We start from the raw sequence: 19430 nt of genomic DNA on the forward strand, positions 1-19430 counted from the left end.
GTCGATCTGAGGGTTTGCGTCGTGATCGTTCTGTTATACAGTCGTCGGCGGTTCGGTAAATAACACGAACTGCACAGATGTCACGCCGAGCTCTGCCAGGCATCTGCGCTCCCCTCGAACAACCATGGCAGAGGTGGGGGACCCAGGAAGTTGGGTTTCGACTGTGAGTGGTCGAGACCCTGGGGTGAAGTCCGCGGGAGCGGACCGGGCAAGTTTTCCAGCCCGAACCCGACAGCTAACTCCGGAGGCGTCGGGAGACAACCATGCCCGTCACTGCCCGACGGACGCCGCTTTCGCGCGCCGTCAGCCATACCGAGTCCGCCGCCAATCGGACTCTCCCGAAGCACCGCAAGCCTTCCAGGTCCGCAGCTCCGCGGGCCGCGGCCGCCGTACTGTCCGTGGGTCTCGCCGTCAGCGGCGGCGCCCTGGTCAGCATCGCTGCCGCACCGACCACCGCCTCGGCCAAGGCCCTCAGCCCGGCCCAGGTCCGCGGTCACCAGACGATCCAGAGCCGCCCGCTGCTGCGCAAGGGTGACTCGGGTCCGACCGTGAAGTTCGTCCAGCGCGCGCTGCGCCTGGGCCCGGACGGTTACTACGGCAACACCACCGTCGCCGCCCTGAAGAAGTTCCAGCTCTCCTGGGGTATCAAGGTCAGCGGGACCACCGACCACGCGACCTGGGGTCGCCTCACCTGGGCCGCCAAGCACAAGGTGCTCTACGGCAACAAGGGTGGCGTCAAGGCCGACATGTTCCGCGCCAAGGTGCTCAAGGAAGCCGCGAAGCTCAAGGGCAAGCCGTACCGCTACGGCGGCACGACCCCCCGTGGCTTCGACTGCTCCGGTTACACCGGCTACGTGTACAAGGCCGCCGGCAAGAAGATGCCGCGCACGTCGCGTCAGCAGTACGCCGCGACCACGCACATCAGCGCCAAGGCCGCGAAGCCGGGCGACCTGATCTTCTTCAAGAACGGTGGCGGCAGCGTCTACCACGTCGGCATCTACGCCGGTAAGGGTCTGCTGTGGCACTCCTCGAAGCCGGGAACGCCGATCGCCAAGGGCAAGATCTGGACCAAGAGCGTGGCCTACGGCCGCGTCTGACCTGACAGCAGTAGCCAGGTCCTCCCCCGTCAGCGCTTCCACCCCCCAGGGGCGCTGACCCTGAGACCGGCCGCGGGATCGTCGACCCCCACCCCTCCGACGATCCCCGGCCGGCTCTTTCTGTCTCAGTCGTCGGTGAGCAGGCCCGCCTCGTAGGCGATGATCGCGGCCTGGACCCGGTTGGTGGCATCCAGTTTCACCAGCGTCCGGGAGACGTGCGCCTTCACGGTGGCCTCGCTCATGAACAGCTTCTTGCCGATATCGGCGTTCGGGAGCCCGCTGCCGACCTCGACCAGCACCTCGCGCTCCCGCTCGGTGAGCTTGCTGACCCGCTCCTGCCCGACCCGGCGCCGATCCGCGCGCGAGTCCTTGGCGTAGTGCCCGATCAGCCGCCGCGTCACCGCCGGCGACAGCATCGCATCGCCGGCCGCGACCACCTTGATCGCCTGCACCAGCTCGCGCGGCGGGGTGTCCTTCAGCAGGAACCCGCTCGCCCCGGCCTGCAGCGCCCGGAACACGTAGTCGTCCAGATCGAACGTGGTCAGGACGACGACCTTCGGTGGATCCGGCAGCGCCTGGACGGCGCGCGTCGCGGCCAGCCCGTCGAGCCGCGGCATCCGGATGTCCATCAGTACGACGTCCGGCCGGTGCCGGGTCACCATCGCGGCGGCCTCCGCGCCGTCGTCGGCCTCGGCCACCACCTCGAGCTCCTCGTCGGACTCCAGGATCATCTTCAACCCGGCTCGGACCAGCGCCTCGTCATCCACGATCAGCAGCCGTGTCATCGTTCCCCTTCGTCTACTGTCACCGGTTCGACAGTCTCGCTCTCCCGGCCCGTCGGCCACGGCAACCAGCCTTCGACGCGCCAGCCACCCGACGAGGTCGGGCCGGTCTCGAGCCGGCCACCGACCAGTACGACGCGCTCGCGCAGACCGACCAGTCCGGCGCCGGCACCTGGGAGCAGTGAATCAGCCGCGACCGGCCGCAGGTTCGTCACCCTCACCGTCACCCCTTCGCCACGCCCACCGGTCACCCGCACCTCGGTCGACGCACCCCGCGCGTGCTTGTGCACATTGGTCAGCGACTCCTGGACGATCCGGTAGATCGTGCGCCCGATCGATTGCGGTACGTCGTCCGCCAGCGTGATGTCGCTGGTCACGCTCACGCCGGCCGCACGCGACTCCGCGACCAACTGCTCGAGATCAGCGGCATGCGGCACCGGTGCCAGGTCGGCCCCCGCCACGCTGGTATCGGTTCGCAGTACGCCGAGGACCTCGCGCAGGTCCTCCATCGCCTGCCGAGCCGTCAGCCGGATGAGCCGCGCCGAGTCCTCGATCTTCTCCGGGCCGACCGCCGGGTTCACCTCCAGCCCACCGGCATGCAGCGCGATCAGCGACACCTTGTGTGCCAGTACGTCGTGCATCTCCTGAGCGATTCGGGCGCGTTCACCCAGTCGGGCCTGCTCGGCGCGCAGCTCACGCTCGGCCTCGGCCCGCTCGGCGCGGTCCTGCCAGGAGGCGACCAGGTCCCGACGGGCGCCGACGAAGGCGCCGATCGCGACCCAGGTCCCGATCAGGAACGGGCCGGTGAACACCGATACCCAGAAGGCTTCGTCGAACAGACCGCTGTTGAAGACCAGGGCGATATATCCGAGGAAGGTCAGGACCGCGAGGACGATGTCGCGGCGCCGGATCGCCAACGTCAGCAGGGCGAGCCCGAGGGGGACGAAGATGCCGGAGACGGCCATCGCGACCACGCCGATCACCGTGACGGTGACCGGGAAGCGGCGGCGCCAGAGCAACGCGACGGACGAGACCACGCCGGCGACCAGGGTGACCGTGTCCTTGACTCCCCAGCCCGCGCCGCCGGTGCTCGCCTGCGCGACGATCGTCAGCAGGCCGAAGAACATGTAGAGGAAGTCGCGGATCCGCGGGGCATGCGTGCGCCACCAGGCAATCCACCGGCGCAGTCGTCGCATTCACCCAGCGTAGTGGCGCGCCGTACCGGATCCCCTCCCCCATCCGGTCAGGTTCCGGCCCTTCGATCGCAAACTTTCGTAGGGGGTGCTCGCAGCCGGACGTCCGATGTGCGCACGGGGGTCCGGACGGTTGACTCAATGCCATGATCACCGTCGAGAACCTGACCAAGCGCTACGGCAGCACCACGGCTGTCCAGGATGTGTCCTTCACCGTCCAGCCCGGGAGCATCACCGGCTTCCTCGGCCCGAACGGCGCCGGCAAGTCCACCACGCTCCGGATGCTGACCGGCCTCACGCCGCCGTCGTCCGGTACCGCGACCATCACGGGCAAGCGGTACGTCGAGTTGCCGAACCCGGGCCGGGTCGTCGGAGTGATGCTGGACGCCGCCGCCCAGCACGCGGGCCGCACCGGCCGCGAGACGCTGGCGCTGAACGCGAGCCTGCTCGGTGTCCCGAAGGGCCGGGCGGACGAGATGCTCGAGGCTGTCGGCCTCGCACACGCCGCGAAGCGCCGCGTCGGTCAGTACTCGCTCGGTATGCGGCAGCGGCTCGGCATCGCGAACGCGCTGCTCGGCGACCCCGCCGTACTGATCCTCGACGAGCCCGCGAACGGCATGGACCCGGAGGGCATCCGCTGGATGCGCGGACTGCTCCAGGACTTCGCCTCGCGCGGCGGCACGGTGATCCTGTCCAGCCACCTGCTCGGTGAGGTCCAGGCGACCGTCGACCGGCTGGTCGTCATCGGCGGCGGCCGGATCGTCGCCAACGGTTCGCTCGACGAGCTGCTCGCCGGGACCGGCACGCTGGTCCGCGGCCTCGACCCGGTCGGCCTGAACCAGGCGCTGACCGCGGCCGGGCTGAGCCTCGAGCCGGGCCTCGACGGCGCGCTGCGCGTCGACGCCACTGCCGAGCAGGTCGGACGCGCCGCCGCGGCGGCCGGTCAGGTCCTGCTCGAACTCCGCCAGAGCGACGGTGCCGGCCTGGAAGACCTGTTCTTCCAGCTGACCACCACCCCCGCGGCCGCCTGATCACCTCTCAAAGACCTCTGGAGCACACACCATGACCACTCTGACCGAAGCAGCACCCGCGGCCGCGGCCAAGCACAAAGCAGCCGGTACGACGCTGCCTCCCGCGCGCGGACAGTCCTTCCTGAAGCTCGTCACCATCGAGCTGCGCAAGTCCCTGGACACCCGCAGCGGCCGGGTCCTGGTCGCCGCGATCCTGTTGATCGCGCTGGCCGCGATGACCTGGCAGATCACCCACCTGAGCGACGACGGCGGCGCCTCGTTCGCCGGCTTCCTCGGCGCCGGCTCGGCCGGGACCATGCTCATCCTGCCGGTGATCGGCGTGATGGCGATGACGTCGGAGTGGACGCAGCGCACCGCGCTGACCACCTTCACGCTCTCGCCGCGCCGGGTCCGCGTCCAGCTGGCCAAGTTCGTCTCGGCCATCGCGCTGAGTGCGGTCGTGATGACCGCGGTCGTCGCCCTGGCCTTCGGCTTCACCGCGCTTGCCGGAGCCGTCACCAGCCACAGCACGTCGTACGCCGATCTGGGCGGGCAGCTCGCCGGTTCGTACCTGACGATGGCGCTGAACGTGGTCATGGGTGCCGCCTTCGGTGCGGTGATCGCCCAGACCGCGGTCGCGATCCTGGTCTTCTTCATCGCGCCGACCGCCTGGTCGCTGGCCGGCCACGCGCTGTTCAAGGACAACGCGAACTACCTGGACGTCTTCTCCGCCTTCGGCCGGATCGCCGAGCGCGACCTGCACGGGATGGTGCCCGAGACGCTGACCGCGATCGGCGTCTGGGTGGTCCTGCCGACCATCGTCGGACTGTGGCTTAGCTCACGCCGCGAGGTCAAGTAGCACCGAAAGACGCGGCGGGGCGGACCGGTTTGAGGGGACCGGGCCGCCTCGCCGGCTCTGTGATCGGACCTCTTCGGCGTCCGTCAGGGGGCCGGTGCGTGTGTCGATCCCCAGCTCCGGGTATCCTTGAACCACGATTACTGACGACTGATCCGTGGGCGCCACGCAGCGTACCCGGTTGACTTGTGCGAGGGGGTCGACGCTATGGGGCGCGGCCGTGCAAAGGCCAAGCAGACGAAGGTCGCACGCGACCTGAAGTACCGCACCTGGGACACCGACCTGGACCAGCTCAAACGAGAGCTGGCCGGCGGAGACCAGGGCGGGAACGCTTCTGCGAACGGTGACAACGACGGCGACGACAGCGACGCCGACGACTACCATCCCCGTCGGTAAACATCAGCCCGGCTGAGCTGCTCAGCGCCCCCACGGGTCGCTGAGCGGTTCTCCGTGTGTCCGACGTTGTTCCACCACACCAGCACCATGCGGTGATGTTGTGTTGCCGAGGCCGGCGGGCCGAAGCAGCACACTCACCACCTGGGGCTAACGCTCGGTGGATGTGTGCGCGAGAACTGCTGCCCGCGCCCGGTCGTCCCGGGCGCGGCTTCTCCGGTGCGTTCAGCCCGGCACAGCGGCGTTACTGCGCGTAGGTGCCTTCGAGGGTGACGGCACCACCGGGGGCGGCAAGGACCTCGCCGCAGACCCAGGCAGGGATGTCGCGTGCCGCCAGCTCGGCGATCGCGGTGTCGGCCGCCGACCGGTCCAGGACGGCGACCATGCCGGCGCCCATGTTTAGCGTCTTCTCGAGCTCGAGCAGCTCGACGTCGCCGAGCTGTCCGACCAGGCCGAAGATCGGCGCCGGCGCCCAGGTCGACCGGTCGATCCGGACCGACAGCTCCGCCGGGATCACGCGCGCCAGGTTCGCCGCGAAACCACCGCCGGTGATGTGCGACATCGCGTGCAGCGGCTTCGCGCCGTCCTTGTTGACCACCCGGATCAGCTCCAGGCAGTGCTTGGCATACACCCGGGTCGGCGTCAGCAGGGTCTCACCGAGCGTGGTCCCGAGCTCCGGAACCTCCCGGTCGAGCGCCCACTTGGCCCGGTCGAAGAACACGTGCCGGACCAGCGAGTACCCGTTCGAGTGCAGCCCCGACGAGGCCATCGCGACGACCACATCGCCGGCCTGGACCCGCTCCGCGCCGAGCAGCTCGTCCGCCTCGACAACTCCGGTCGAGGCGCCGGCGACGTCGTACTCGTCGGCCTCGAGCAGTCCCGGGTGCTCCGCGGTCTCGCCGCCGACAAGCGCCGTACCGGCTTCGACGCAGGCCTCGGCGATCCCCTTCACGATCTGCGCGATCGTCTCCGGGACCACCTTGCCGGTGCAGATGTAGTCGGTCATGAACAGCGGCTCGGCGCCACAGACCACCAGGTCGTCGACGACCATGCCGACCAGGTCGAACCCGATCGTGTCGTGCTTGTCCATCCGCTGCGCGATCTGGACCTTGGTCCCGATCCCGTCCGTCGAGGTCGCCAGCAACGGCCGCCGGTACTTCGTCAGCGCGCTCGCGTCGAACAGCCCGGCGAAGCCGCCGAGACCGCCGACCACCTCGGGCCGGGTCGCCTTCGCGACCCATTCCTTCATCAGCTCGACGGCCCGGTCACCGGCCTCGATGTCGACTCCGGCGGCGGCGTAGCTGGCGCCTTGGCTCACGTTCTTCTCCTCGGTACGACGTCGATCCTGCCGACGCGCTGTTACGGACGACTGAGGGCGTCGGCTGCGCCGCCACCACCGACGACGGCGGCCAGGCCGTCCGCGTCGGTCACCGGGACCTCGAGCAGGTGCTTGCCCAGGTACTCCGGGTCGGGCAGCGCGACCGGGTACACCCCGTCGAAGCACGCCCGGCAGAGCTGGTCCTTCGGCTGGTTGGTCGCCTCGACCAGCGTGTCCAGGTCGATGTACCCGAGCGAGTCGGCGCCGAGCGAGCGGCAGATCTCCTCGGTGTTCAGCCCGTTCGCGATCAGCTCCGCGCGGCTGGCGAAGTCGATCCCGTAGAAACACGGCCACTTCACCGGCGGGGCGGTGATCCGGACGTGGATCTCCTTCGCCCCGGCCTCGCGCAGCATCCGGATCACGGCCCGCTGGGTGTTGCCGCGGACGATCGTGTCGTCGACGACCACCAGCCGCTTGCCCTCGATCACCTCGCGCAGCGGGTTCAGCTTCAGCCGGATCCCGAGCTGGCGGATCGTCTGGCTCGGCTGGATGAACGTGCGGCCGACATACGCGTTCTTGACCAGGCCCGATCCGTACGGGATCCCGGACTCCTCGGCGTACCCGATAGCACCCGGTACGCCGGACTCCGGGGTCGCGATGACGAGATCGGCCTCGGCCGGGTGCTCACGGGCCAGGCGGCGACCGATCTCCACGCGCGTGGAGTGGATCCGCTGGCCGGAGATCTGGGTGTCCGGGCGGGCCAGGTACACGAACTCGAACAGGCAGCCCTTCGGGTCCGCCTCGGCAAACCGCTGCGAGCGGAGCCCGTCGGCGTCCACGGCGACCATCTCACCCGGCTCGACCTCACGGATGAAGCTCGCCCCGACGATGTCGAGCGCGGCGGTCTCACTCGCGATCACCCAACCGCGCTCCAGCCGGCCCAGCACGAGCGGGCGGATGCCCTGCGGGTCGCGAGCGGCGTACAGGGTGTTCTCGTCCATGAAGATGAGGCTGAACGCGCCCTTCACCTTCGGCAGCACCTTCGCGGCGGCCTGCTCGATCGTGAGATCGGGGTAGCCGGCCAGCATCGACGTGAGGATGTCGGTGTCGGAGCTCGCCGAGTGCTTCGCGTTCGCCTTCGCGTGATCGGCACCCGCATCCAGACCGAGATCAAGGTCACCACCACCAGTCAGGCTGGCGGCAAGCTCACCGGTGTTGGTCAGGTTGCCGTTGTGCCCGAGCGCGATCGACCCGGTCGCAGTAGACCGGAACGTCGGCTGAGCATTCGCCCACACACTGGATCCAGTGGTGGAGTACCGGCAGTGCCCGATCGCGATATGCCCGCGAAGAGACGCCAGCGTCGCTTCGTCGAACGCCTGGCTGACGAGACCCATGTCCTTGTAAACGAGAATCTGACTCCCGTTACTGACTGCGATCCCCGCCGACTCCTGCCCCCGGTGCTGCAAGGCATAGAGCCCGAAATAGGTGAGTTTGGCAACCTCTTCCCCCGGCGCCCAAACCCCGAAGACGCCACAAGCGTCCTGCGGTCCCAGGTCCTGAGGGTCCAGATCATGAGTGAGCCGACCATCGCCACGAGCCACACCAGCAGTCTACGCGACGTACGACGGTGAGTCGGACGAGGTGATTTCAGGGCCGACCGGGCGGGGCCGGCCCGAGATTGTGCATCTACCAGCAGCTACTGGCAATGCCGCAGGTGGGATCGCCGGGGTAGCCGGGGTACGGCTCCGTCGGATCCACGATGATTGCTGCGGAGAGGGCGAACACGCCCGCCGCAACAACCGACAGTAGCTTCTTGATCACAACTCGTCCCTTCGAAATAATCCGGAACCACACTTTGAGTGCTCTTTGTCGACGCTCTCTGTATATGGTCGGTTCCGACAGGTTCACGAGGAGGATTCGTGCTCGATCCGCTAGGTGTGGATGAAGCCACCTTTGCGGTCTATCACGCCCTGCTCAGCCGTCCCGACAGTACGCCGGAGCAGATTGCCGCGCTAGTAGCGCGATCGGTTAACGATGTACATGAGTTGATGGACAGACTCCGAAAACTCGAACTGCTGGTACCGACGTGGGCGAACCCTGACGGCGAACATGCCGTTCATCCTCGGGTTGGCCTCGCCAATCTGGCCGAGCGCCGTCGCGCCGAGCTCAATGCAGAGTTGGGACTCCTCCGCGAGGCTGAGGCCAGCGCCGAGGTGGTCGCCGAGCAGTACAACGAGCTACTGACCGCTCGCAGTAGTGGCGACGTTGAGGTCATCAAAGGACGAGCCAATGCCTCCCGCCGGATCGACGAGCTGGCCCTGAAGGTGCGGCACTCGTTCTGGGCGCTGACCCCTGTCCACGTCGACGACGCGATCCGCCCCATCGATGGCTCACCGGATGAGCCTCTGCTCGAGCGAGGCATCAAGCTGCGAGCCGTCTACCTACAAAACATGATGGAGTCCAGGGCGGCAGCCGAGTACGCGGCAGCCATCCACCGGCTCGGCGGCGAGGTGCGCGCCACGCCAACTCTTCCCATGCGGCTCCTGATCTTCGATCAGGAAATCGCCGTTATGCCGATGGATCCCGCCAATCACGCCGCCGGCGCGGTCATCCATCGCAGCCCAGCTGTCGTGAACATCGCAATGGCCCTATTCGACTCTTACTGGGCACGAGCTGTCGAGCTCTTCTCTCCCGAAGACCGCGACAACGACTCCCCGCTGACACCCCACGAGGCCGAGGTACTGCGGCTACTGGCCGGCGGCGCGAAGGATGAGCAGGTGGCTCGATTGCTGGGGATCTCACTGCGGACTGCTCGGCGGATCACGGCGAACCTGTCGGAACGGCTCGACGCAGCCAGTCGGTTCGAGCTTGGAGTAGCGGCCGCGAAGCGCGGCTGGGTCTGAGTGTTCGAGTCGCTGGGGCTGTCGCAGGAGAGCCTCGACCTCTATCGGTTACTCCTGCAGCAGCCAGACCTGGCCAATACGGCGAACCGTGCGCTGCTCTGCGCCGAACTGGGACTGCCGGAAGGTGAGGTGGAGCAACGACTCCAAGGCCTGCGCGAGCTGGGGTTCCTGGCGCTCCGCTGGGACAACAGTGGCGATGAATACCCTTTGGACCCCAGCGTGACGCTCGAAGCTCTTGCAGCCAAGCGCCAGTCAATGATCGGCGACCTCACCAAGGACCTCGAATCAGACCGGCTCCGCGCGAGTGAGTTCATTTCCGATTACAACAAGTTTTTAACCCAGAGCGCCGTTCCTGACGTCGAAATCCTCGACAGCGGCGATAAAGCCAACCTGCGAATGCAGCGATTCCATCCCGTGAAATCGATGTGGGGTTTGATTAGACCGGGACAGCTCGCAACAGTTCCGGATGAGAATTTCGCCGATAAACGCATCCAAGAGCGCGGAGTCGAATGCCGCTACCTGATTGCAGAGTCTCAGCTCAAGTTTCGGGGCGCCAGGGAATATATTGCCCTGTTGCAAGAGGTGAGCGGGCAGGTGCGAATCATTCCATCGGTACCGTTCAAGCTGGTCATCTTCGACGGGGAGTCCGTCGCCATGAACCTTGATCCGGACAACTATGACGCGGGTGCTGTGGTGCATCACAGCAAGGCCGTCGTACGGATGGCGGTTGAGATGTATGAGCACTACTGGCGATTCGCGGATCGGTCGTTCGAGCGGACCCCGGAAGCTGGGGAGCTGAGCGGGCAGGAGTCGGAGTTCCTGCGGTTTCTGGTGCAGGGGGCTACTGATGAGCAGGTGGCTCGGAAGTTGGGGGTTTCGATGCGCACGGTACGGCGAATGGCGGCGAAGCTGAGTGAGCAGGTGGGGGCTTCGGGGCGGTTTGAACTGGGGGTTCGGGCGGCTCAGCGGGGCTGGGTGGATTAGCCCCAGTCCCAGGCGCGCTTTGCATTGTTGGGTGGGCAGGCCAAGGCAGAGCTCCTGACAGGTGTGGGCGGGCGGCGGGAGATGTCACGCCGGGGGCAGCGGGAGGCTGCTGACAGAAGTTAAACAGTCGCGAGAAATGGGCGGCAATGGTGTCGAGTGGCCGGGGTGGGACGTTGGCCGGGAGCGGCCAACAGGGCCGAACCGGATGCGGTCTGGACCAATTGGTGCACGAATTCGTGCGTACCCAGATGAACGCCGAGCGCAAAACAGCCCTCGTGGTCTAATCACGAGGGCTGCTGCGATTACTGCACCACGAAGGCTAGATGTTCTTGAGGGAGGCTAGGAGCTTGGTGAGGGAGTCCTTGGCGTCGCCGAAGAGCAACGTGGTGCGGGGGTCGTACAGGAGCTCGTTCTCGATGCCGGCGAAGCCGGGGCGCATGGAGCGTTTGAGGAAGATGACGCGCTGGGCCTCGTCGGCGTTCAGGATGGGCATGCCGTAGATGGGGGCCGAGGGGGTGTTGCGGGCGGCCGGGTTGACGACGTCGTTCGCGCCGACGACCAGTACGACGTCGGTGGACTTGAAGTCGCTGTTGATCTCTTCCATCTCGCGGAGCTGGTCGTAGGGGACCTGCGCCTCGGCGAGCAGTACGTTCATGTGTCCGGGCATCCGGCCTGCGACCGGGTGGATGGCGTAGTCGACCTTGACCCCGCGGCCCTGGAGCTCTTCGACGAGCTCGCGGAGCGTGTGCTGGGCCTGGGCGACGGCGAGACCGTAGCCCGGGACGATGATGACCTTGTTGGCGTAGCCGAGCAGGATCGCGACGTCCTCGGCTCCGCCGGAGATCACCGGCCGCTCGGACGCCGTACCGCCACCGAGCGTCGAGCCACCCTTCACGGCACCGAAGAGGATGTTGAAGACCGAGCGGCCCATCGCGTCCGCCATCAGCTTGGTCAGCAACGTACCGGCCGCGCCGACCAGGGTGCCTGCGACCAGCAGCAGCGTGTTGCCGAGGACGTAGCCGCCGGCAGCAACTGTGAGGCCGGTGAAGGCGTTCAGGAGCGAGATGACGATCGGTACGTCGGCGCCACCGACCGGCAGCACCAGCATCACGCCGACTGCGAGGCCGACGAGGCAGAGCAGTACGCCGACCCACACGCGCGGGTCGGAGACCAGGAAGCCGGCCAGCACCAGGCTGCCGAGGATCGAGGCGATGAAGAGGACCGGCAGACCGGGGAAGGTCACCGGGCGGGTCGTCATCAGTTCCTGCAGTTTGGCGAACGTCACGATCGAGCCGGAGAAGCTGATCGCGCCAACCAGGATGGTGAAGGCCGTCGCGATCGCGGCGACCGTCGCACCGTCCTGGACCTCGCCGAGCTCCATCAGCGCGACCAGCGCGGCCGCGCCGCCGCCGACACCGTTGAAGAGGGCAACGAGCTGCGGCATGTGGGTCATCTGGACGCGGCGCGAGCCGGCCACACCGCCGATGGTGCCGATCACCAGCGCGACCAGGATCGCGGCCAGGTGCTGCGGCTTGTAGGCGACGAAGGTGATGATGACGGCCAGTACGGCGCCGGCCGCGCCGAGCAGGTTGCCGGTGCGTGCCGACTTCGGGGACGACAGCGCCTTCAGCGCGACGATGAAGCAGACCGCGGCGATCAGGTACCCGATCTGGGCCCAGGTCGGGATCACTTGCCAAGCTCCTTCTTGCGGGCGGACGGAGGCTTGAACATCTCGAGCATCCGGTCGGTGACGACGAACCCGCCGACCATGTTCACGGTCGCCAGGACGACGGCCAGCAGGCCGACGATCACCACCAGGGTGGACTCGGCCTGGCCGGTGACGATGATGGCGCCGACCAGGATGACGCCGTGGATCGCGTTGGCGCCGGACATCAGCGGGGTGTGCAGGGTCGAGGAGACCTTGCTGATCACCTCGACGCCGACGAAGGCGGCCAGGACGAAGATCGTCAGCAGCGCAATGGATTCGGTCATGCCGAGGGCCCTTCAAGGAGTTCGCGGGTCGGCTCGTGGAGGACGGTGCCGTCGTGGGTCACGCAGCAACCGCGGACGATCTCGTCGTCGAAGTCGGGGTCGAAGGCGGCGTTGCGGGTCATCAGCCGGATCAGGTTGGCGATGTTCTGCCCGTACAGGCGGCTGGCCGGGCCGGCCATCTGGCTGGCCACGTTGGCGCCGCCCCAGACGAGCGCGTTCCCGATGGTCAGCTCGGTCCCGGCGACCGAGCCTTCGACGTTGCCGCCCTGCTCGGAGGCGAGGTCGACAACCACGGAGCCCGGCTTCATCTGCTCGACCATGGCACGCGAGACCAGCATGGGAGCGGTTCGACCCGGTACGGCGGCTGTCGTGATCAGCGCATCGGCAGCGGCGACGTACGGCGTCAGCAGCTCCCGCTGGAGTTGTGCCCGCTCGGCGGTCATCTCGCGGGCGTAGCCGCCAGGTCCGTCGAGGGTGCCGAGCTCGAGGGTGATCGGGGTCGCGCCCATGGAGGCGATCTCCTCGGCGGCCGCGGTCCGGACGTCGTACGCCTTCACGACACCGCCGAGGCGCTTCGAGGTCGCGATCGCCTGCAGGCCGGCGACACCGGCGCCGAGGACGAGCACCTGGGCCGGCGGGACCGTGCCGGCCGCGGTCATGTTCAGCGGGAAGAACCGCGGGAGCCGTTCGGCGGCGACGATCGCGGCCCGGTAGCCGGCCACCAGGGCCTGTGAGGACAGCGCGTCCATCGACTGTGCCCGCGAGATCCGCGGCACCAGCTCCATCGCGAACGCCGTCAGCTTGGCCCGCGTCGCCGACCGGACGACATCCGGCGGGTTCGTCGGCAGGAACGACAGCAACGCCGTACCGGCATGCAGCCGCTGCAGGCGTTCGCGCTCCAGCGGCTGGACCGACGCCACGATGGTGGCCGCGTGGTCGGCGCCCCAGGCCACCTCGGCCCCGGCTTCGCGGTACTGGTCGTCGGAGTAGAGCGCCCGCTCACCGGCGGCCGGCTCGACGGCGACCTCGTACCCGAGCTCGATCAGTTTCGCGACTTGTTCCGGCACCAATGCGACCCGGCGCTCGGCCGGCCTGGTCTCCCGTACCACTGCGATCTTCACTCGCCGAAACCTATGCCAAACCGAGCGTTGTCGGAAACCCCGGTCCCGACCTCGTGGTCAGGTTGTGTCCTGCAACAGCTTCAGGCGTTGTTCGCCAGGTTCTGCAGAAGTAGGGCTTCAGCTAGGCAGACCTTGCGGAACTCGGCCAGATGCAGGCCCTCGTCGATGCCGTGCGCCCGGGTATCCGGGTCCTCGACACCGGTGACCAGGATGGCCGCCGCCGGGAAGACCCGCTGGAACTCGGCGATGAACGGGATCGATCCGCCCATGCCCATGTCGATCGGCTCGACACCCCAGGCGGTCTGGAACGCTGACCGGGCTGCCTCGTACCCGGCACCCCGTGCGTTGATGCTGCACGGCTGGCCGACCTCGCCCTCGGTGACGGTCACCTGAGCACCCCACGGCGCGTTGCGCTCCAGGTGTTCCTTGAGCGCCGCACTCGCCTTCACTGCGTCATCACCCGGCGCAACCCGCAGGCTGACCTTGGCCCGGGCTACCGGCACCAGCGTGTTGCTGGCCTCAGCCACGGCAGGTGCGTCAATACCCAGTACGGCGATCGCCGGGCGCGTCCAGAGCCGGTCGACCAGCGAACCCGATCCGGTGAGCCGGACCGACTCCAGCACACTCGACTCGGTGCGCAGCCGGTCCTCCGGGTACACCACGTCGGCCGCGCGGGATGCGTGCAGCCCGTCGACCGCGACGTCGCCCTTGTCGTCGTGCAGCGTGGCGAGCAGCCGGCACAGTGCCGACAGCGCATCCGGGATCGGCCCACCGAACAGGCCGGAGTGCACAGCATGGTCGAGAGTCCGGACCTCGACGTACGACTCGACCAGTCCGCGCAGCGAAACGGTCAGTGCGGGGTGGCCGACGTCCCAGTTGCCGGAGTCGGCGATGACGATCGCATCCGCGGCCAGGTCGGCGGAGTACTCGTCCAGAAGCTGCAGGAGGGTCGGCGAACCGATCTCCTCCTCACCCTCGACGAACACCGTCACGCCGACCGGCAGGTCGTTGCCAAAGGCCCGTACGGCGGCCAGGTGTGCTGCGATCCCTGCCTTGTCGTCGGCCGCGCCACGACCGTAGAGCCGGTCACCGCGCTCAGTCGGCTCGAACGGGTCCGACGTCCACTGGTCGACCGCACCGGTCGGCTGCACGTCGTGGTGGGCGTACAGGAGCACCGTCGGCTTCCCGGCGGGTGCTGCCTTCTTCGCGATCACCGCGGGCGCACCCTCACCGGCCCGGACGATCTTGACCTCGAACCCCTCCGCCTCGAACAGCGCGGCGGTGGCCTCGGCGGACCGCTGGACGTCGCCCGCACGGGCTGCTTCGTAACTGACCGAAGGGATCCGGATGAGGTCCTCGAGGTCGGCACGGACACTGGGCAGAACGCGGTCGATCGCCGCAGACAGATCAGTCATGCCGCCTACGGTACGGCGTAGCCCATCAGACCCTCACGCTGAGCACCCTCGACTCCGTCACACTGCTCGTCGCCGAGGAAGTGGTCGTAGTCGTCCGGCTGGTAACAGCGGTAGAGCGGAGCCGTCGCCTCGGCCGTACTGGTCGAGTAGATCCATCCTTCGGTCCGGAGCTTCTGCTGGCCCTCGCAGTTCGCGTCGGCGGAGATGAAGTGGTTCGTGCCACCGGGGATCGGATACGAGCAGCCATAGAGCGCAGTGGTGCCCGGCTGCTGACTTCCCTCGATGAACCAGCGCCTCACCGTGCCATAGCTCGCTGTCACCGCCCCACTGGTCACCCAACGCTCGGAGAAGCTGTCGAACCGCGAGAGCGCGATCTTCGTCGTACTCAGCGCGTAGCCGACCTTGAACTCGTTGACTGCCTTCGGGTTCTCGCATCCGGCGTCGGCCGACAGGTAGTGGTCGTCGAGACCCTGCACGTGACAGCAGTACAGGGCGACCGACGGTGCGGCCGGTGGAGAGGTGTAGATCCAGCCCAATGTCTGCAGGAAGCTGAAGCCCGCACAGTCCGCACCCGGGGAGACGAACTGGTCGTTGGCCCCATTGAGGCAGCTGGAAACCGCGACCGTGCCGGGCTTCTGGCCGGCTTCCAGCATCCACGTGCGCGTCGGGTAGTAGCCGAAATCCGCCACTGGCTCAGTGGTCACCCGATGCCGGCTGCCGTTGTCGTTGCGGACGAGCGGCACCGTGCCCAGGTCCTTGCCCTGCGTACAGGTGATCAGCCGGCGCATCATGTGCGCGTTGTTCCAGTCCGGCTGCTTACTCGGCCACTGCAGGTAGTAGACGTAGAACTCGTCACCGACGATCGAGGGGTCCGCACCGGTCCCGACCACGGTCGGGTAGGCGTTGAACTTGTCGGGGTCGTTGAACAGCGGTACGGCGGCCGACCACGACAGCACGCCGTCCGACGAGTCGGCCAGCATGAACTCGGTCGTCGAAACCCCTTGCACCACCAGAGAACCGCCGTGGGTCGTCCGAACCACGTTCGGGTGCCAGCCGCCCCGCTCTCCCGGCCGCACGTCCGTCGACGCGCCACCCATCGCAGGTGAGTCCCAGTTGCCGTTGAAGTACTTGTGCCACTCCACAACCTCACCAGCGGCCGCAGCACTCAGTACGTCGGCCAATGGCGCCCGCGCGACAGAGAGCGCCGTACTGGCGAAGCCACCGCCGGAGTTCACGTAGTAGTCGGGGAAGTAGATGTAGAGGTACCCGTCACGAGCAACGAAGGACGGGTTCCCCATGTCGGCCGTGGCGTGCAGGGAGTCGATCTGATCCTTGGTTGCCCACGGGGTGGCCAGCGGGCCCAGGTACGTCGTCCGCTTGGTCGTCGGGTCATACTTGCCGAGGTGCAGCGTCGAGTAGAACCCGTCTGTCGTGTTCTGCTCCACGTGCAGCATCTGCAGGACCATGCCGGACTGCGGATCGCGGTACACCGGCCCACCGCCGGCATAGTTGGATCCGGCCGGCATCCCAAGCACCGGCTCCAGCTTCAGCACCCCGTCGGACACCGGGTCGTCCAGCGTCCCCCGGGTGATCGCGATGCTCTGCCCACCACGCACCAACGCAGCCACGCCCAGGAAGTCGTACTTGCCGTTTCCAGCAGGCAGTACGCCGTACGCGGTGTCCGCCCAGCCCTCAAGGCCGAGTGCCTTCCGGGTTTCGTTGGACACGACCTCCTGCTCCGGACCGACCTTCACGCCGGCGCACTGCGAGAGCGGCGGCGCAGCAGCCTGCGCCTGGCCCGGTACGGCGAGCAGTCCGGTCAGCAAGGTCATTGCGAGCAAGCGTTTGAGCACAGGCCGACCCTAGACACGCGACGGGTTCACGGTGGGTGGTTGTCGCCATAAGGTGGGGCTGCTGTAACTTTCCGCCCCCATGAGAAGAGGACACCCATGTCCCGGCTCCGCCCCCTGATGACTGCCCTGCTCCTCAGCTCCACCGCTCTCACCGTCGCACTGCCGGCGCAGGCTGCGATCACCTGCGACACGGCTACGACCGGCGGTGCGACGTTCTACGACGGCCCGTCGGCTTCCAAGAAGTACGACGCCCGCTTCAGCAACAGTGCGAGCATTCCGAACCTCAGCACGCACACCCCGCAGGGTGCGGGCACTTGGTACAACTGGGACGGCAGCGGCAAGAACCTGCTGCTCGTCGGCTCGTACCGCGAAGGTGCGGACTCCCAGATCTACGGCATCGACCCCGCCACTGGCGCGACGGTCGGTGTGGTGGCAGTAGCCGAGTCTCACATGGGCGGGATCGCTGTCAGCAAGGGCTGGGCATTCGTATCGGGTGCGGGGACCAGCATCCGCAAGTACAGCCTGACGGCACTGCGAGACGCCATGAAGGCGGCCGGGACGCCGTACCTGACTCAGGTCGGTACTGCGCGGGACGTGGCCGCGGCGTCGTTCATCGGCACCTACGGTGACTCGCTGTTCGCCGGCTCCTTCAACGAGACCGGGCGCGGCGCCATGTACGAGTACAAGATCGCCGACGACGGCACGCTCACCACGCTGTCCGGCGCCTGGGAGATCCCCACCAAGACACAGGGGCTGACGGTCACCGCGAACCACTTCATCTACAGCACGTCGTACGGGCGGACCAACCGCAGCAACCTGTACGTCGTGAAGCGCGGCCAGAAGGATCTGGACGCGGCAGCGCTGAGCTGCTTCCGGGCGCCGAGCATGACCGAGGGCATCACGGAGTACAACGGCACGGCGTACCTGGTCTACGAGTCGGGCTCACACCTGTACGCCGGGGACTCGACCACGCTGAACGTGATCCCGCGAATGCACAAGGCCACGATCTCGTCGCTGACCTCGCTGGTGCCTTAAGGCGCGTGGTAGTTGACCGAGTCCAGGACCGCCTGCCGGCCGGCCGGGTCGTCGTCGCGGACCTCGATGCGCAGCAGCGTGGTGCTGTTCACCTGTCGGTACTGGTCGATGACGGACGGTCGGCTGCCGCAGGCGTACTGGAAGGTCGCCAACTGTTGGTCGCCGATCTGACCGCCGTCCGGCGGACCCGACGTGCAGCCCTGCGGCGGTGAGCCGGTCGTCGGCAGCTTGGTGGCCTGGCGGAGCTCCATGTAGACGCCCTCGACCGTGGGGCTCGTCAGCCAGCTCGCAGTGTTGTCGGCGACCAGCAGCCGGGGGCCGTCCTGGTTCTCTGCCTTCTGGGACCACGCACGCGGCACCTCGACCGACATCCCGCGGTACTCCACCTTCACCGGACGTGAGAGCACGAACTGGTAGCCGCCGTACCCGCCGCCGGCTGCCAGCAGCACTGCGAGCACTCCGGCGATCACACGGCCGCGGGCGGAGCGCTTGGGCGGTGCCTGCGTCAGCTGGTTCGCACTGGACAGTGCGGTCTCCTGGTCGACCCCACCACGCACGGCACTCGCCGGAGCCACCTGTGCGGCGGGAATCAGACCTGCGGGAATCTTGCCGGTCGCATGCGCCTCACGGAGTGCGTTGAGGAAGCTGTCGAGGTCCTGCCAGCGCAGCTCACGGTCCGGCTCGAGAGCACGCCGTACGACGGCATCGATCGCATCCGGGATCTCTTTGCGCAGCGTGGTCATCGATGGCGGTGGCTTGTCGATCTGCATCACCGCACCGAGGCTGTTCACGCCATGCGGCGCCTGGCCGGTGAAAGCGGCGTACGCGACCGCACCGAGCGAGTAGAGGTCAGCACGGTGGTCCAGGCGCTCACCGAGCACCTGCTCGGGAGCGACGTACGCCGGAGTGCCACCGGGCATCGTCAGCTGGGAGACGTCCTGAACCGACTTGCCGAGGCCGAGGTCGCCGAGCATGGCGCGGTCGCCGCCGGCGATGCTGCGGAACAGCACGTTGGCCGGCTTCACGTCGCGGTGCAGGACGCCGCGGCTGTGCAGGTGCTTGAGGCCCTTGCCGACCTCGGTGATGATCCGGACTGCATCGCCGATCTCCAGCGGTCCGGCCTTGATCTTGTCGGCCAGCGTCCCGAGGTCGGCGTAGGTGAGGACCAGGTACGGACGGCCGTCGTCGGTCTCACCCACGTCGTGCGCACCGACGACGTACAGCGAGTCGACCCGGCGCAGGAACCGGCCCTCGGCCAGGAAGCGGCGGCGGACGTCCGCGTCGTCGGTCCACAGGTCGGACAGGATCTTGACCGCCACATCGGCGTCCAGCTGCTCGTCCTTGGCCAGCCAAACGGTCGCGAAACCCCCGGCACCGACCCGGCGGACCAGGGCGTACCGGCCGATCCGCTGGGGCTGGTCCATGCACGCATTATGCTCGATCGCTCCTGCGACTCGCTCGCCGGTGCGAACAAAACC

18 protein-coding genes and 1 riboswitch are annotated in these 19430 nt (G+C 67.6%); of the genes, 7 read left to right on the plus strand and 11 right to left on the minus strand.

Annotation, left to right across the window (positions count from 1 at the left end):
* Positions 1 to 73 precede the first annotated feature (73 nt).
* Positions 74 to 264: riboswitch (cyclic di-AMP (ydaO/yuaA leader) on the plus strand.
* Positions 264 to 1097 carry a C40 family peptidase gene (locus tag ACIA49_RS19790; RefSeq protein WP_396378651.1) on the plus strand — a complete coding sequence of 278 codons (834 nt, stop codon included), beginning with the start codon at positions 264 to 266 and terminating at the stop codon, positions 1095 to 1097. (Overlaps the previous riboswitch by 1 nt.)
* A gap of 125 nt (positions 1098 to 1222) precedes the next feature.
* Here the strand turns inward: ACIA49_RS19790 and ACIA49_RS19795 are convergent, their stop codons facing one another.
* Positions 1223 to 1882: a response regulator gene (locus ACIA49_RS19795; RefSeq protein ID WP_391542547.1), complete on the minus strand. Its 660-nt coding sequence runs from the start codon at positions 1880 to 1882 to the stop codon at positions 1223 to 1225.
* Complete coding sequence (locus ACIA49_RS19800; protein WP_396378652.1) at positions 1879 to 3075, minus strand: sensor histidine kinase; 1197 nt, start codon at positions 3073 to 3075, stop codon at positions 1879 to 1881. The genes ACIA49_RS19795 and ACIA49_RS19800 overlap by 4 nt, the downstream gene beginning before the upstream one ends.
* Positions 3076 to 3218: 143 nt before the next feature.
* Between ACIA49_RS19800 and ACIA49_RS19805 the strand changes: the two genes are divergently transcribed.
* The 3 genes from ACIA49_RS19805 to ACIA49_RS19815 all read left to right on the plus strand — a co-directional run bounded on the left by ACIA49_RS19805 (position 3219) and on the right by ACIA49_RS19815 (position 5334).
* The gene (locus ACIA49_RS19805) at positions 3219 to 4103 is read left to right on the plus strand and encodes an ABC transporter ATP-binding protein (protein WP_396378653.1); all 885 of its coding nucleotides are present in this window, start codon (positions 3219 to 3221) and stop codon (positions 4101 to 4103) included.
* Between the two features lie 31 nt (positions 4104 to 4134).
* Positions 4135 to 4941, plus strand: a complete 807-nt coding sequence (locus ACIA49_RS19810) for an ABC transporter permease (RefSeq protein ID WP_396378654.1) — start codon at positions 4135 to 4137, stop codon at positions 4939 to 4941.
* A gap of 204 nt (positions 4942 to 5145) precedes the next feature.
* The gene (locus ACIA49_RS19815; RefSeq protein WP_396378655.1) at positions 5146 to 5334 is read left to right on the plus strand and encodes a DUF3073 domain-containing protein; all 189 of its coding nucleotides are present in this window, start codon (positions 5146 to 5148) and stop codon (positions 5332 to 5334) included.
* A 241-nt stretch (positions 5335 to 5575) separates the two neighbouring features.
* Here the strand turns inward: ACIA49_RS19815 and purM are convergent, their stop codons facing one another.
* The 3 genes from purM to ACIA49_RS19830 all read right to left on the minus strand — a co-directional run bounded on the left by purM (position 5576) and on the right by ACIA49_RS19830 (position 8470).
* The gene (gene purM, locus ACIA49_RS19820) at positions 5576 to 6649 is read right to left on the minus strand and encodes a phosphoribosylformylglycinamidine cyclo-ligase (protein ID WP_396378656.1); all 1074 of its coding nucleotides are present in this window, start codon (positions 6647 to 6649) and stop codon (positions 5576 to 5578) included.
* A gap of 41 nt (positions 6650 to 6690) precedes the next feature.
* Positions 6691 to 8250 (minus strand): amidophosphoribosyltransferase, encoded by a 1560-nt coding sequence (purF, locus tag ACIA49_RS19825; RefSeq protein ID WP_396378657.1) that lies wholly within the window; start codon positions 8248 to 8250, stop codon positions 6691 to 6693.
* Positions 8251 to 8335: 85 nt separating this feature from the next.
* On the minus strand, positions 8336 to 8470 hold the full coding sequence (locus ACIA49_RS19830) for a hypothetical protein (RefSeq protein ID WP_396378658.1): 135 nt from the start codon (positions 8468 to 8470) through the stop codon (positions 8336 to 8338).
* A 98-nt stretch (positions 8471 to 8568) separates the two neighbouring features.
* Between ACIA49_RS19830 and ACIA49_RS19835 the strand changes: the two genes are divergently transcribed.
* Complete coding sequence (locus ACIA49_RS19835; protein ID WP_396378659.1) at positions 8569 to 9552, plus strand: LuxR C-terminal-related transcriptional regulator; 984 nt, start codon at positions 8569 to 8571, stop codon at positions 9550 to 9552.
* On the plus strand, positions 9553 to 10536 hold the full coding sequence (locus ACIA49_RS19840; protein ID WP_396378660.1) for a LuxR C-terminal-related transcriptional regulator: 984 nt from the start codon (positions 9553 to 9555) through the stop codon (positions 10534 to 10536).
* A 319-nt stretch (positions 10537 to 10855) separates the two neighbouring features.
* On the opposite strand, the gene ACIA49_RS19845 is transcribed toward ACIA49_RS19840, so the two are convergent.
* From ACIA49_RS19845 to ACIA49_RS19865, 5 genes are all read right to left on the minus strand, one after another.
* On the minus strand, positions 10856 to 12226 hold the full coding sequence (locus ACIA49_RS19845; RefSeq protein WP_396378661.1) for an NAD(P)(+) transhydrogenase (Re/Si-specific) subunit beta: 1371 nt from the start codon (positions 12224 to 12226) through the stop codon (positions 10856 to 10858).
* Positions 12223 to 12528: an NAD(P) transhydrogenase subunit alpha gene (locus ACIA49_RS19850; protein ID WP_391542558.1), complete on the minus strand. Its 306-nt coding sequence runs from the start codon at positions 12526 to 12528 to the stop codon at positions 12223 to 12225. The genes ACIA49_RS19845 and ACIA49_RS19850 overlap by 4 nt, the downstream gene beginning before the upstream one ends.
* On the minus strand, positions 12525 to 13649 hold the full coding sequence (locus ACIA49_RS19855) for an NAD(P) transhydrogenase subunit alpha (protein ID WP_396378662.1): 1125 nt from the start codon (positions 13647 to 13649) through the stop codon (positions 12525 to 12527). The genes ACIA49_RS19850 and ACIA49_RS19855 overlap by 4 nt, the downstream gene beginning before the upstream one ends.
* 80 nt (positions 13650 to 13729) lie before the next feature.
* Positions 13730 to 15064: a dipeptidase gene (locus ACIA49_RS19860; RefSeq protein ID WP_396378663.1), complete on the minus strand. Its 1335-nt coding sequence runs from the start codon at positions 15062 to 15064 to the stop codon at positions 13730 to 13732.
* 5 nt (positions 15065 to 15069) lie between these two features.
* The gene (locus tag ACIA49_RS19865) at positions 15070 to 16917 is read right to left on the minus strand and encodes a hypothetical protein (RefSeq protein WP_396378664.1); all 1848 of its coding nucleotides are present in this window, start codon (positions 16915 to 16917) and stop codon (positions 15070 to 15072) included.
* Between the two features lie 96 nt (positions 16918 to 17013).
* On the opposite strand from ACIA49_RS19865, the gene ACIA49_RS19870 reads away from it, so the two are divergent.
* Complete coding sequence (locus ACIA49_RS19870; protein ID WP_396378665.1) at positions 17014 to 17952, plus strand: hypothetical protein; 939 nt, start codon at positions 17014 to 17016, stop codon at positions 17950 to 17952.
* Here the strand turns inward: ACIA49_RS19870 and ACIA49_RS19875 are convergent.
* Positions 17949 to 19376: a serine/threonine-protein kinase gene (locus tag ACIA49_RS19875; RefSeq protein ID WP_396378666.1), complete on the minus strand. Its 1428-nt coding sequence runs from the start codon at positions 19374 to 19376 to the stop codon at positions 17949 to 17951. The genes ACIA49_RS19870 and ACIA49_RS19875 overlap by 4 nt on opposite strands.
* Between the last annotated feature and the right edge of the window lie 54 nt (positions 19377 to 19430).

The organism is Kribbella sp. NPDC051587, assembly GCF_044453945.1.
Taxonomy (GTDB): Bacteria; Actinomycetota; Actinomycetes; order Propionibacteriales; family Kribbellaceae; genus Kribbella.

Bases quoted from the DNA above. Each gene is read 5' to 3' on its own strand.
- ACIA49_RS19790 (WP_396378651.1), top strand. From the start codon at position 264: ATGCCCGTCACTGCCCGACGGACGCCGCTTTCGCGCGCCGTCAGCCAT.
- ACIA49_RS19795 (WP_391542547.1), bottom strand. From the start codon at position 1,882: ATGACACGGCTGCTGATCGTGGATGACGAGGCGCTGGTCCGAGCCGGG.
- ACIA49_RS19800 (WP_396378652.1), bottom strand. From the start codon at position 3,075: ATGCGACGACTGCGCCGGTGGATTGCCTGGTGGCGCACGCATGCCCCG.
- ACIA49_RS19805 (WP_396378653.1), top strand. From the start codon at position 3,219: ATGATCACCGTCGAGAACCTGACCAAGCGCTACGGCAGCACCACGGCT.
- ACIA49_RS19810 (WP_396378654.1), top strand. From the start codon at position 4,135: ATGACCACTCTGACCGAAGCAGCACCCGCGGCCGCGGCCAAGCACAAA.
- ACIA49_RS19815 (WP_396378655.1), top strand. From the start codon at position 5,146: ATGGGGCGCGGCCGTGCAAAGGCCAAGCAGACGAAGGTCGCACGCGAC.
- ACIA49_RS19850 (WP_391542558.1), bottom strand. From the start codon at position 12,528: ATGACCGAATCCATTGCGCTGCTGACGATCTTCGTCCTGGCCGCCTTC.
- ACIA49_RS19860 (WP_396378663.1), bottom strand. From the start codon at position 15,064: ATGACTGATCTGTCTGCGGCGATCGACCGCGTTCTGCCCAGTGTCCGT.
- ACIA49_RS19870 (WP_396378665.1), top strand. From the start codon at position 17,014: ATGTCCCGGCTCCGCCCCCTGATGACTGCCCTGCTCCTCAGCTCCACC.
- ACIA49_RS19875 (WP_396378666.1), bottom strand. From the start codon at position 19,376: ATGGACCAGCCCCAGCGGATCGGCCGGTACGCCCTGGTCCGCCGGGTC.